Here is a 12,140-nt window from a genome sequence, read left to right as displayed (position 1 = left end):
GTTGGGCACTGCTTCGCGCGCAGCGCTTACCTCAAAAAATCTTTCCCTGCTGTTCTTTATAGAACAGCTCATTTCATTGAAACGCGCAACACTCGTTGAATGCAGCTGGAAAAACAAAGCTGCTTCGCCAACTGCGGTATTGCAGCACTGCATTTGGCTGAAAAAAGGTGAGCGTCACCACTTCGGTCAGACAGCATATCCACCGAGTGGGCAAACCTCCCGAGGTCCTTGAAGTTGCCTCAACACAACAACACTTCAAGGGCATATAGCCGACCTGCGAACTCTGCCAAAACCGCGGGTCGGCTCCCCTAAATCAGTTTGAAGGTTCTAGCTGGAAACCGGTAAACTGAAAAAGCGGTAGCACCCCCACAAGCTGACCCTGTGGGGGATGCTATTCAAAGGGGCTAGTAATCGCCCTTCATAATACGATTATCTGCCTGCACACGCTTGATCATCTTGGAGAAGCTCTTTGAACGGGAGCGGGATTGCGCAACAGTCTCGCTGTTGTATTGCTCCTCACGCGCCAGCTTCTTCCAGCGTTTAAGCCGTGATGGATCCAGTTCCCCTTCTTCAATCGCAGCCTGAATGGCACAGCCCGGCTCGCCCTCATGACTACAGTCCGAAAACCGGCAGTGCTCTGCCAGATCAACAAGATCCTGAAACACCGCAGCAACGCCCTCAGAAACATCGTAGAGCCGCAAAGCACGCATGCCCGGCGTATCCATCAACCAGCGCCCATCCCTAACAGGATAGAGGCAGCGAGCCGTCGTAGTATGCCGGCCTTTCGCATCATCCTCGCGAATGCCAGCAGTCTTGGCGGAAGAACCGCTTAGGCTGTTGAGGATTGTTGACTTGCCAACGCCGGAAGAGCCCACCAATGCTGCAGTTTGCCCGGCCTTCCACCAGTCAAACAACGGCGTAATCTGCTCCGGATCGCGGGTATCCAGCGCGATCACCGGCAACAGCGGATCAATCTTCTGCACTTCCGCCTCAAACGCATAGGTGTCATCCACCAGATCAGCCTTCGTCAGCAGAACGACGGGCTGAATGCCAGCCTGCTGAGCCACGGCCAGATACCGCTCCAACCGAGCGATGTTGAAGTCTTTGTTGCAGGAGGTGGTGATGAACAACACATCCAGATTGGCCGCAATCAGCTGCGCACGGGCATCCTCACCCGCTGCGCGTCGTTCCACCAGCGTGAGCCGGTCCAATGCACGAACGACTTGAGCATGCACGTCGTAAACCACCCAGTCGCCAACCGCATAATCGCCGGTTGAACTGTGGCCGGGAACGCTCAGGGTGAACTCTCCCTGATGACCTATGCCAATCATCTGGTTACGGTGAACCTGCGTCACGCGGGCAACTGGAAGGGTTTGCAGCTCATCATCCTGAAGCTGCATCATAAAATGAGCGGACCAACCCAGCTCAATCAATTTATGGGACATTTATCTGCCTGAAATAGAACAGCACCAAAGGGTCGCCGTAGCCAACGCATACGGACCCCAAAGTGGGTCAGGCAGGTAAGGCGTGTTGCCTATTTAAACGAACCTGCCTGAAGCACCTTTATCACAATCATAATGCACCTCCTTTGGTTACGTTTCGGATCATCACGCTCATGCGCAACGGGAATGAGCTTAGCGAGACGGGGGAAGTTTGGCAAGCCGGATTACTATGCGGCATAAAAGCTAGAGCGCGTTCCGTTTGATTGAATTCAATCAAACGACAAGAACTCGTTCAAAATAAAGAAGTCAGAGCATGAGGCGTGAATGTAAATGAGCGTAACATGTTCTAAGAGTGGGATTTGGCTTCAATCGCCAGATGGATCATCTTCGCCACATCCAGCACTTTGTCATCCAAAGCCTGCTCAACGAATTTGACGTCCACCGCCATATCCGTCAGCTCGCCAAAGTCATTGGTGTAAGGATTGTTCTTGTAGTCCCGGCTGATCACAAAGGCGCAGGGCGCCCCAAGCTTTAACTCGCAAACCTTCTTCTTCTTTTTCAGGCTGATGAAGAAACCGTGCCCCCAGTCATCAGTGAAGGGAAACACAATCTGCCCCCGCAGCTTAGTATTGCGATAAAGCTCAGCAGGAACTGTAGTGGTGCCATAGCAAAGATAAGTCCGGTCCAGCGCAGCACCGTCATACACCGCATGGACATTCTTGATGCCTGCTAGGTTCTCGTGACACTTGTCATGCAGCTTCTCATGGGGCTCGTCGAAGTAAACAGAACCCTCAGGCCCAACCACATGAGCGATAACAGCGGTGAAGTACCCGAGGCCAGAACCGGACTCAAAAACGCTCATCCCCGATTTGAGGCCCGACCAGTTAAAAATCTGCGCCCAGAGCGAAGGCTGCCCGGTGTTAATGGAAGCCTCATGTACTAACTCCACCAACATGTCCTGATAGAGGTCTGCAGCATCCTGCAAAATGGCGCGGCGTCCATACCCGGGCGTGGTTATGGCCACCTTCCAGGGAGGGGGGAACAGAAAGTCTTCTTTGCGGATATTGGCAAACGCATCCATCAGCAACGCGCGGTTCCCACCACGCAGGTTGTAGCAAACTTCTTGTGCGTATGCGTTTTCAGACATCGCAGAAAAACCGCTGCCTCAGGAAAGGAGATTGAGCATGTCTCATTTGGCCAGATACAACCAAATGCAAGGGTTCCGCTCAAATCAATTGTTAGAGCGCGACACGTGAAGGCCACGAACTCCGGGACAGACTAACTTTTCCCGAGAGCAATTGAAGACCAGTTGAAATGAGGGGCCAAACTTTAACTGAGCCTCATTGCGCGGAGCTGTTGGCGCCAGGATCGTCTGTTTTTTGATTTTGGCGTACGCCAGATCATCACCAGCGCATACAACGCAAACGGCAAACAGCCAGCCTTGGGAAGCCACGGATAGGTAGCAACCAGCGCTTTAAGCTTCTCTGGCGTGACCAGATAAATGATCAGTATCCAATAAAGAACAACAGCGCCCCAGATGCTGAAATAACGCATCAGGAAGCCAAACAAGCTGAGGCGTCTGGGCCACAAAAAGGCAGCGAGAACAAGGTATCCGCCAAGATGGATAGAGTTGCTGGCAAAGCTATCCTGTGCAGTGGCGTCCAACAGTTTGCTCACATATGGATAGGAGAGATAGAAGACAACAAAGCTGAGATACTTGCGAAAAAGACCAAAGCGCGTCAGCGGTATCAAATCTGGATCAAAGAGTTCCTGCTCTGAATGTTTATTGCTGTATTTCTTATAAAAGCTGATGGCTTTGTTTTGCATAAGTGCGCCGTGCATAAAACGATTTCTCGTTTATTCGCATAGAGATACCTCCGGCGCAACCTGACGTCCACAGAGATCACACAGCAGAGCTGTTCGCCTCATCCTTCGCAGAAGGCGCGCGCCAGATCATGATGCCAGCGTAGATGGCTGGGGGCAGATAAACTGCATGAATGATCCACGGGAAGGGCTGCAAAAAGGCGGCAAACTCCTCGGTGGTCACTGTGTATGCTATCGGCAGGAAGATCACTGCGCTGTACACCGCCGCAAAAAGAACAACACCAAGATAGCGACCAATGAGCTCCAGCGCCTTCACCTCTCGTGGCCAGATGAAAACAGCAGCCACAACAAGCACGCATGCAACGACATAGTTGAAGATCAACAAATCCCGCATGCTGGTGGCATAGCCACTCAGAAGGAAAGTGGAGGAGATGTAGAACAGCAGATAGCTCAGATACTTGCGGGTGACCCCAAGACGGGTGAGGGGCTTCGGAGTTTTCTTATACGGATCCTTGCCATGATACTTTTTGTAGTATTTCCGATAGAAATTGGCGTCTTTGATCCGCATATCAGCCCCGTGCAACATCAGAATAAAGCGTATGTTGCACAGACCTGATCGAGGTGCAAATGCAGTTATAAGCACTACGGTTTTTGATAGAAATAAGAAGCGCAAAAGCCAGGTTGGCTTTCTAGCTCATCAGCGCTGTGAGGTGCTTCGTCACCGTCGAAGACATCAATCTCCAACTCCTCCTTACCTCGGTAGTTCAGCACGACGTACCCCACTTCTGTATGTGGCAAGCAAAAGGTATTGTCGCGAAGTAGCTTGAGATCATTGGCATGAGTAAAGCGATAAAGATTAGGGACGTCACCTTTCACAGCTTCCAGCGGCAAAACGCTACCAGTGCTCATGGTAATGGCTGTAGGAGATAACTCGATATCGCCAGTAATGCTCATCGCGGTGTTACTCACTGCGATCCACTTCTCACCAGTATCTTCAGCATAAGCGAGTGGGTTCGCCAGAAGGGAGAACCCCAAACACACAGAAGCAAAGCCAACACCCTTGTTCAATCGTGCCATGCTGAGAGCCCCTATGACTTGTTGTAGGTAAACGAGCCGCAGAAACCAGTTTGCTGGTCCACGCCCTTGCCAGCGACAGGTGGCACATCCCCGCCGAAGACGTCAATCACAAGGAAATCCGGCTGGGATCGATCAATGACCATGAAGCCTTTGTCGACGCCTTTCTCACAGAAGTATTTGCCTTCAGGCAGATTGAGCGAGGTGGCACCGCTGAAGGAGAACAGGTTTGGCGTATAGCCCTCAACGCCGGTAATCGTCAGAACACCAGCATTACCCATCTCGATGGTACCGGGAGCCAGAATGATGTCGCCGGTAATTTGCTCTGCGGAGTAGCTGTAGGCGTGCCAGTCCTCAGGGCCAGCAATCTCCGGCTCTTCGTCCTGGGCAAGGGAGCCAACAGGTGTCATCAAAAGGGCAGCAATGCCCAGTGCGCCAGCAATATTCAAAAATCTTGGATGCCGCATTTTTAAGTCTCTTGAGGCCTCTATCTTTTGACTGCGGCAATCCTAGGTGGCGAAACTAAACATCTTCCTAGATCGAAATGTCGAATTGCAGGCAAAACAAAAGCCACGCTGGAACCCAGCGTGGCTTTGTCAAAGTACCGACAGTTGGCCGGAAACTTAAAATTCTTAGTTTGGCTTTGCTTCGCCATTGTCGCCAGCAGGTGCCTGCTGTGCTGCTGCAGCCTGTGCCAGGTTCTGACGGTACAGAGCAGCAAAGTCGATTGGATCGAGCAGCAGTGGAGGGAAGCCGCCATTGCGGGTGGTGTCTGCAAGAATGTTGCGAGCAAACGGGAACAGCATGCGTGGGCACTCGATCAGGATGAACGGGTGCATATGCTCCTGAGGAACACCGGTGATCTGGAATACGCCACCGTAAACGAGTTCAACAGCAAACAGAACCTGCTCAGGAGTGTTCGCTTTTGCGTTCAGGGTAATAATTACTTCGAACTGGTCTTCGCCAATTGGGTTTGCACCAACGTTTACGTTGATGTCCAGCTTAGGCTGTTCACCTGGCTGAAGAGACTTCGGAGAATTTGGGTTTTCAAAGGACAGATCTTTAATGTACTGAGCCAGGATGTTCATACCTGGAGCAGCTGCTTCACCCTGTTCGCCAGCAGTATTAGCTTCACTCATATCGTTTTTCCCGTGTCGCAATAACAATCACTGGTACAACTCACTGTCACTCTTAAGTGTTTGTTTGCCGTACCTGCGCAACTAGATGGTTGGCTAGCATGCCCCAGAGGCGGATACAAGGCTATGCTAACATTTCAGCGGCAAAACAGCATAGTTCTGCCACATAACCCATTGGCAAGTGGATCACCTGTGATTTATGAAGGGCTTTTATGACGTATTGGAGCAAGATTAAATGATAAGCACACCGGAAGGACAGTCGCGACTGTTAGACCCGCAGATCAAGCTGGATACGCTTGTCCGTCTGCGTTGGTTGGCGGTAGCCGGACAAACTGTCTCTCTGTTGGTTGTGCACTACTTGCTCAACTTCCCGCTGCCAATTGGCTACAGCTACGTTCTGGTCGCCGCCTCGGCTTGGCTCAATGTCATCCTGAAAATCCGCTGGCCATCCAGCACGCGCATCTCCAAAAACGCAGCAGCAGCACAGCTGGCCTACGATATCATCCAGCTCGGCGGCCTGTTCTACCTCACCGGTGGACTGGGCAACCCGTTCTGTTTCCTCATTCTGGCACCTGTTGTCGTCTCCGCGACCGCGCTGTCCTCCCGCAACACCATCATCCTTGGCGCGCTGGCTGGCGCAGTGGTAACGCTGCTCACCGCCTTCCACATGCCGCTGCCGTGGTACGATGGCACCCAGATCGATCTGCCACCGCTGTATCTCGTCGGCGTCTGGTTCTCACTCATGTGCTCCATGTTCTTCATGGCCACATACTCCCTGCGCGTCGCAGAAGAAGCTCGCCAGCTCTCCAACGCGCTGGCAGCCAGTGACATGGTTCTGGCTCACCAGAAGCACCTGTCTGCGCTGGATGGCCTTGCAACGGCCGCAGCGCACGAACTGGGAACCCCGCTGGGCACGATCTACCTGACCGCAAAAGAGCTCTCTACGGAGTTTGAAAAGGGCGACCCGCTGCGTGAAGATGCTGAACTGGTTTATTCTCAGGCTGCCCGCTGCCGTGAGATCCTGAAGAAGCTCACCAGCCTCTCCAGTGATGCCGATCAAGTGTTCCAGCGTATGCCGATCTCCCTGTTGCTCTCGGACGTCTCAGAGCCTCACAGAGGCCTCGGCATTGAAATCAAGGTCAAGGCAGAAGGCACTGGGCCAGAGCCAGTGGGTGTCCGTGATGCTGCCATCAGCTACGGCCTCGGCAACCTGCTGGAAAACGCTGTAGACTTCGCGGAAACCACGGTTCTCTTTGAGGCAAAGTGGGATGAGAAGTTCGTCGAAATCTTCATCGTAGACGACGGCCCGGGCTTCGCACCGGAAGTTCTCGCTCGCATGGGTGAGCCATACGTTTCCAAACGCTCAGCGCCTGCTATCTCTGAGGATGGTGAAGAAGAGTTTATAGATGACGGCGAGCGCCAGTCTGGCGGCGGCCTTGGCCTCGGCTTCTTCATCGCCAAAACATTGCTGGAGCGCTCAGGCGGAAGAGTGAATTTTCATAATCGAAAAGATCCGGAGCACGGTGCTTTGGTCCATATTCGCTGGCTGCGTGAAACCATGGATCAGGGAGCGCAAACTCCAGAATCCTGAGAGTAAATCTCTAGGTATCCTAGTAAAAATACTTTAGCGAAATCTGGCTATAAAAGCCGTTGGGAACTTCCCTTAACTGAAAAATATACTAAAGTGGCCTGTGAATACCGTAGATTAATCGGACCTGCAAAATGACAGAACCAGAAGTTGCACCTCTTGGACGCCTTCTAATCGTTGATGATGATCGTGCTTTCCAGCAGCGTTTGGAACGTGCGATGCAGAAACGGGGTTTCCACACGGAAACCGCAGATGGTGTTAGAGAAGCGCTGAGTAAAGTTGCAGCACAGGCACCTGATTATGCTGTCGTAGACATGCGCCTTGAAGATGGCAGCGGTCTGGACGTGGTTGAAGCCATCCGCATGAAAAAGCCGGACGCGCGCGCAATCATCCTGACTGGCTATGGCAACATCGCAACCGCTGTAACCGCCGTAAAACTTGGCGCGATTGACTATCTCGCGAAGCCAGCTGATGCCGATGATATTCTGGCAGCGCTGACCCGCCGTCCAAACGATAAAGCTCCGCCACCAGAGAACCCAATGTCTGCTGACCGGGTTCGTTGGGAGCATATCCAGCGCGTTTACGAACTGTGTGACCGCAACGTTTCAGAGACAGCCCGTCGCCTGAACATGCACCGCAGAACGCTGCAGCGCATCCTGGCAAAGCGCGCACCGCGCTAATCCGGAACTTACTGCTAAAAACACAAAAGCGCGGCCCAAACCGCGCTTTAATTTTGTCTGTATGTAGGAAAGAGAGCGAGCTTTAGCTCTTCTCTTCGCTCTCAAGGCTGTGCTTCTGGATCAGCGGCAGCTGCATCATGGTGAAAACCATGGTGATCGGCATGAAACCAAAGACCTTGAAGTCCACCCAGAAGTCCGTTGAGAAGTTGCGCCAGACAAACTCGTTGATCAGCGCCAGTACAAGGAAGAACACACCCCAGCGCATGGTTAGCTTCCGCCAGCCTTCCGCATCCAGCTTAAAGGCGCTGTCAAACACATAACCCAGCAGAGACTTACCGAAGAACAGGCCACCCAGTAGAATAGACCCGAACAGGGTATTCACGATGGTTGGCTTGAGTTTGATGAACAGTTCATCCTGCAGATACAGCGTCAGCGCACCAAACACGAGCACCACCACACCAGAGACCAGCGGCATCACCGGCAGATGACGGGTGAGAATGTAGGAAACGGTAAGGGAGATGGAGATCGCAACCATAAAGGCAGCTGTCGCAATAAAAATTGGTTGCCCGAGAGAACCCAGCGCAGGGAACATCTCTGCAAGCTGTTCGCCTCTGGAGTTGGCGATGAAGAAAACGCCCAATGGACCGAGCTCTAGGGCCAGCTTCAAGAGTGGAGAAGGTTCCTGGCGCTCAGTGGTTTGCGTAGAGCGTTCTGAATTCATCTGCAAAGGCTTCCTTTTGTTGCTTTTCTCCCGACCTGAGAGATTTAAGCAGCAATTTTGCTATTAAAAGGGCAATTAAGAGTGAAATTGCAAAATCGTCAAGTTTAATGGCACCAATTGGGCCGTTTTGCGCCCCGAAAGCCTTAATTATGCGTTCAACTGAAACATCTAAGAGGCGTTCAGGCTGAAGCAAATACAGCAGTTTCGAGTGAGGACGAAAGGCTCTATGTCGATTACATTAGATAATTTAAGCAATTTATTAGAGCAATTAAGGCTGCGAAATTCGTTACCCTATGATTTTTCTTGCAAATCCCAAATTGCAAAAAGTAAAATTTATCAATTAGTTCGGGATGAGTTTGCGTCGACATAATATTTTGAATCTCATATTTATTAAAATGCTGCGCATTTTCATGTGCAGTGACGATACATCCAATTTTATCTGGAACGACATATTATGAGCACCACCCTTAAATGCCTCGCGGCTGCACTTCTGCTGAGCGTTTCCACTCAGTCTGCCTTTGCTGGTCCTATCAAAGATACAATGATCAAGTACGCGACCATTGCGAGCTTTATTGGAGCAGAAGAAAGCTGCGGCCTCACTATTCCTGATGCAAAGGGCAAAGCGCTGATGAACGAAATCAAGAATGAAGATGAAGGGGACCTCATGACTGTGATCATGATGTCTATGGTGCATGAGCAGGCTGTTCAGAAGATCAAAGACCCTGCAGCTCGTGAAAGATACTGTTCTGAACTGATCGCTGAAGCACGCGAGCAGGGCGTTATTGACTAAGTCAATTGCACTGTACATGCGTATCGAGCCGGTTGCTAACGCCGGTAGTATCTAACGACTATACGTAGATACGCGTTCCTAGGGCGGTGTTGATTAAGGTTCAGCACCGCCTTATTTGCACTTTAGAGCCATCAACCAGCTACCGCATCGCCAACATAATCCCGGCAATTCTAAACACTAGAATTTCATTTCGTCCGCAACTCCTGAATGAGTTATGCTCTGTGCAGGTGGGAAATCTGGAAACGATAATGTTTAAAGGTCTTTCTAAAATGGCTGTTATTGCAATTCTTCTGGTGGCTCTTGTGGTGGGTGTCACAGTTAAGCTTATCTGGCAAAACTCCAAAGTGCCGGAGTATGTCGGCGTTCATGATGGGCAGTTTGCGCCGCTTCCGAATTCCCCCAATGCTGTCTCCTCTCAAGCGCAGGATGCCTCCCGCCATGTGGACCCCCTGCCCATGCTCGCTACATTTGGCGCAACGCAGGCTGCCCTCACCAATACGCTGGAGGAGATGGGCAAGAACAAGATCAGCAAGGTGGATGGACCTTACCTCCACGCCGTCTTTACAAGCGCTCAGATGGGCTACAACGACGATGTGGAGCTCTGGATTGATGAGCAGGACCGCGTCGTGCACTACCGCTCCCAGTCCCGTGTCGGTTACAGCGATATGGGTGCCAACCGAGCTCGCTACGACCGTTTCCGCAGCATTTACTCCACCTTTGCAGAGGGCGAGAATTGACTCAGAGGCAACTAACACACCTGTGAGTGTCGCTGAGTCAATATCCCCTTGAAATGACTCATGATTTCACGAGTTAGGGCAAGGCAGAACTGACTCTGCGGGAGATAAACCGCAGAAATCCTGAGACTCACAAATCTGTAAGTTGCCAAAGAGTCTGAGGCAGCTTCAGCTCACCGCTCACTTGCAGCAGTGGCTTTGGCATTTGAAGAAGATGAAACTCGGGTTCTTCTGCAGCTTCTCATAATGGACCGGAGATTTTTCCTTCATCTCGGCTGCTGGCATCCCTTCGCGCAGGTCCACAACGCACATCCCGGCGCTGGAAAGCCACCCAAACAGCATGGAGAGAGGGCGACGGTAAAAGCTCACCTTCACCGGCACGCCAATGGTGTTCCACTCCTCCGTCACATGCTCCTGGCGCAGATAACTACCGCTTGGAGAGCACTGCGCATCAATCAGCGGATGGTGCGTTGAGAACACGAAATAGCCGCCCGGCTTCAGTACCTTGCCAATGTCGGAAAAGAGTTTCCCCAGATCCTCAATGTAATGGATCATCAGCGGGCAAATCACGATATCAAACGTGCCCTCCAGCTTGTCTGGCAGTCCGTCGGAAAGGTCAGAGGTGTAGCACTTCACGTTGTCGTCCAGCTTCTCTTTCACCAGCTTCAACATCTGCTCGGATTCATCAATGCAGGTCACATCCGCGCCGTGGTCATACAGAAATTGCGCATACACTCCCGGCCCACAGCCTAGATCAAGAACCTTCAGCCCCTGCAGCGGAGGCAGCATGCCAAGCAGTGTCGGGCGCTCCAGAAGAGCGTTGTAGATATTCTCCTGAATGGCCTCATCATATTGCTCGGCAAAATCGCTATACAAACGAGATGTCATTCACGTACTCCGCATCAAACACATGTTCCCGAAACAACCTCTGTTCATCACCTAGGAATATGCGACAAAACCATAATTAAAAGCAGCCGGAACCAACCGGAATAAAAGCAAATTCCCTTCAAAACCGCTTGTTTGCCATGCTGCCAGAGCGGCCTTGTATGAGTCTAACGCGAAGAATCTGTGTCGCGATCACGGCAGGCTCAGGCCAATATCACAACAATTGCGAGATACTTGAGCCCTTGAAAAACGGCGAACTAGCGCTTTTCTCGCAGCAGCCAGATAAAGAAAATGCCGCCCACAAGTCCGGTGATGATGCCAATTGGCATATCTTCCGGCTTCATCAGCGTTCGTGAAAGCACATCCGCTAGCAACAAAAAGATCGCTCCGAACAAGGCCGAGATTGGGATCAGGCGCCGATAGTCACCCCCCACAAACAACCGCACAATATGAGGCACCATCAGCCCTACAAAGCCGATCATGCCCGAAAACGCTACCATCACCCCGGTAATCAGCGCGCTGATGACAAAGGTCTCCAGCCGGAAAGAGGCAACGGAGATGCCCAGTGTTGTCGCGGTCTCATCTCCAATGGTCATGGCGTTGAAATGCCCGGCCCGCAGCCACAGCCACGTCCCGCAAAATAGCAGAACCGCCAGCGGATAGAGAAGATGCGTCCATTGTGCCAGACCTAACCCGCCCAGCATCCAGTAAACCACGGTGTGCGTGGCCCGCGGGTCCGCCAGAAAGATGAGAATGTTCGCGCCCGCCATCAACACAAAGCTCACCGCAACACCTGTCAGCACCAGCCGGTCAGCGCTGGTCGCACTGGTGAACTTGGCAACACCAATCACCAGCAGCGTCGCTCCAAGAGAACCGAGAAACGCCAGTAACGGCACCGTAAGCAAGCCCAGAAACAGCCCCGTATGCAGCAGCGCCAACACCGCCCCAAACGCACCACCAGCGGAAATGCCGATCAGATGCGGGTCCGCCAACGGGTTGCGGGTCACGGATTGAAGGCAGGCACCGACAATGGAAAGCCCAGCCCCCACCATTATTGCCAGCAGCGCACGGGGCAGGCGGATCTGCCAGAGAATGTTCTCCCGGCCCAAAGACCAACTCGGCTCCACCAATCCCGGCACCAGTTTGTTGACGAGAACACCCCAGACCGTCTCCATGGATACGGAAACCGCGCCAACGGAGACAGCAAGGCAAACCGAAAGAACCAGCGCAGCCAATCCCACGCAACAGATTTGCAGCATATGAGGA

At 52.3% G+C, this 12,140-nt stretch carries 14 protein-coding genes; 4 read left to right on the top strand and 10 right to left on the bottom strand.

Going from position 1 to position 12,140, the window contains the following annotated elements; translation table 11 throughout:
- Positions 1-404: 404 nt before the first annotated feature.
- From rsgA to secB, 7 genes are all read right to left on the bottom strand, one after another.
- Positions 405-1,445: a ribosome small subunit-dependent GTPase A gene (gene rsgA, locus AC3CB2_RS09915; RefSeq protein WP_352932541.1), complete on the bottom strand. Its 1,041-nt coding sequence runs from the start codon at positions 1,443-1,445 to the stop codon at positions 405-407.
- Positions 1,446-1,788: 343 nt separating this feature from the next.
- Positions 1,789-2,589, bottom strand: a complete 801-nt coding sequence (locus AC3CB2_RS09910) for a protein-L-isoaspartate O-methyltransferase (protein WP_352932543.1) — start codon at positions 2,587-2,589, stop codon at positions 1,789-1,791.
- A 182-nt stretch (positions 2,590-2,771) separates the two neighbouring features.
- Positions 2,772-3,284 (bottom strand): hypothetical protein, encoded by a 513-nt coding sequence (locus AC3CB2_RS09905; protein WP_352932545.1) that lies wholly within the window; start codon positions 3,282-3,284, stop codon positions 2,772-2,774.
- 61 nt (positions 3,285-3,345) lie between these two features.
- Positions 3,346-3,834 carry a hypothetical protein gene (locus tag AC3CB2_RS09900; protein WP_352932547.1) on the bottom strand — a complete coding sequence of 163 codons (489 nt, stop codon included), beginning with the start codon at positions 3,832-3,834 and terminating at the stop codon, positions 3,346-3,348.
- A 74-nt stretch (positions 3,835-3,908) separates the two neighbouring features.
- Complete coding sequence (locus tag AC3CB2_RS09895; RefSeq protein ID WP_352932549.1) at positions 3,909-4,343, bottom strand: hypothetical protein; 435 nt, start codon at positions 4,341-4,343, stop codon at positions 3,909-3,911.
- Between the two features lie 11 nt (positions 4,344-4,354).
- Positions 4,355-4,807: a hypothetical protein gene (locus AC3CB2_RS09890; RefSeq protein ID WP_352932551.1), complete on the bottom strand. Its 453-nt coding sequence runs from the start codon at positions 4,805-4,807 to the stop codon at positions 4,355-4,357.
- Positions 4,808-4,972: 165 nt separating this feature from the next.
- The gene (gene secB / locus AC3CB2_RS09885) at positions 4,973-5,479 is read right to left on the bottom strand and encodes a protein-export chaperone SecB (protein WP_008548640.1); all 507 of its coding nucleotides are present in this window, start codon (positions 5,477-5,479) and stop codon (positions 4,973-4,975) included.
- A 232-nt stretch (positions 5,480-5,711) separates the two neighbouring features.
- Here secB and AC3CB2_RS09880 point away from each other — a divergent pair, with 232 nt between their 5' ends.
- Positions 5,712-7,067, top strand: coding sequence for an ActS/PrrB/RegB family redox-sensitive histidine kinase (locus tag AC3CB2_RS09880; protein ID WP_352932553.1), 1,356 nt, complete (start codon positions 5,712-5,714; stop codon positions 7,065-7,067).
- 131 nt (positions 7,068-7,198) lie between these two features.
- Positions 7,199-7,744 carry an ActR/PrrA/RegA family redox response regulator transcription factor gene (locus AC3CB2_RS09875; RefSeq protein WP_008548588.1) on the top strand — a complete coding sequence of 182 codons (546 nt, stop codon included), beginning with the start codon at positions 7,199-7,201 and terminating at the stop codon, positions 7,742-7,744.
- Between the two features lie 82 nt (positions 7,745-7,826).
- Here the strand turns inward: AC3CB2_RS09875 and AC3CB2_RS09870 are convergent, their stop codons facing one another.
- Positions 7,827-8,465 carry a septation protein A gene (locus AC3CB2_RS09870; protein ID WP_037036385.1) on the bottom strand — a complete coding sequence of 213 codons (639 nt, stop codon included), beginning with the start codon at positions 8,463-8,465 and terminating at the stop codon, positions 7,827-7,829.
- 454 nt (positions 8,466-8,919) lie between these two features.
- On the opposite strand from AC3CB2_RS09870, the gene AC3CB2_RS09865 reads away from it, so the two are divergent.
- The gene (locus AC3CB2_RS09865; protein WP_352932556.1) at positions 8,920-9,255 is read left to right on the top strand and encodes a hypothetical protein; all 336 of its coding nucleotides are present in this window, start codon (positions 8,920-8,922) and stop codon (positions 9,253-9,255) included.
- Positions 9,256-9,503: 248 nt separating this feature from the next.
- Positions 9,504-9,992, top strand: coding sequence for a DUF1499 domain-containing protein (locus tag AC3CB2_RS09860; RefSeq protein WP_352932558.1), 489 nt, complete (start codon positions 9,504-9,506; stop codon positions 9,990-9,992).
- 177 nt (positions 9,993-10,169) lie between these two features.
- Here AC3CB2_RS09860 and AC3CB2_RS09855 read toward each other — a convergent pair whose 3' ends face one another.
- Both AC3CB2_RS09855 and AC3CB2_RS09850 read right to left on the bottom strand, forming a co-directional pair.
- Positions 10,170-10,877 (bottom strand): class I SAM-dependent DNA methyltransferase, encoded by a 708-nt coding sequence (locus AC3CB2_RS09855; RefSeq protein WP_352932559.1) that lies wholly within the window; start codon positions 10,875-10,877, stop codon positions 10,170-10,172.
- 254 nt (positions 10,878-11,131) lie between these two features.
- Positions 11,132-12,133 carry a FecCD family ABC transporter permease gene (locus AC3CB2_RS09850; protein WP_352933027.1) on the bottom strand — a complete coding sequence of 334 codons (1,002 nt, stop codon included), beginning with the start codon at positions 12,131-12,133 and terminating at the stop codon, positions 11,132-11,134.
- Positions 12,134-12,140 lie beyond the last annotated feature (7 nt).

Source organism: Pseudovibrio sp. SCP20 (genome assembly GCF_057774105.1).
This window is presented reverse-complemented; position numbering and strand designations above follow the sequence as displayed.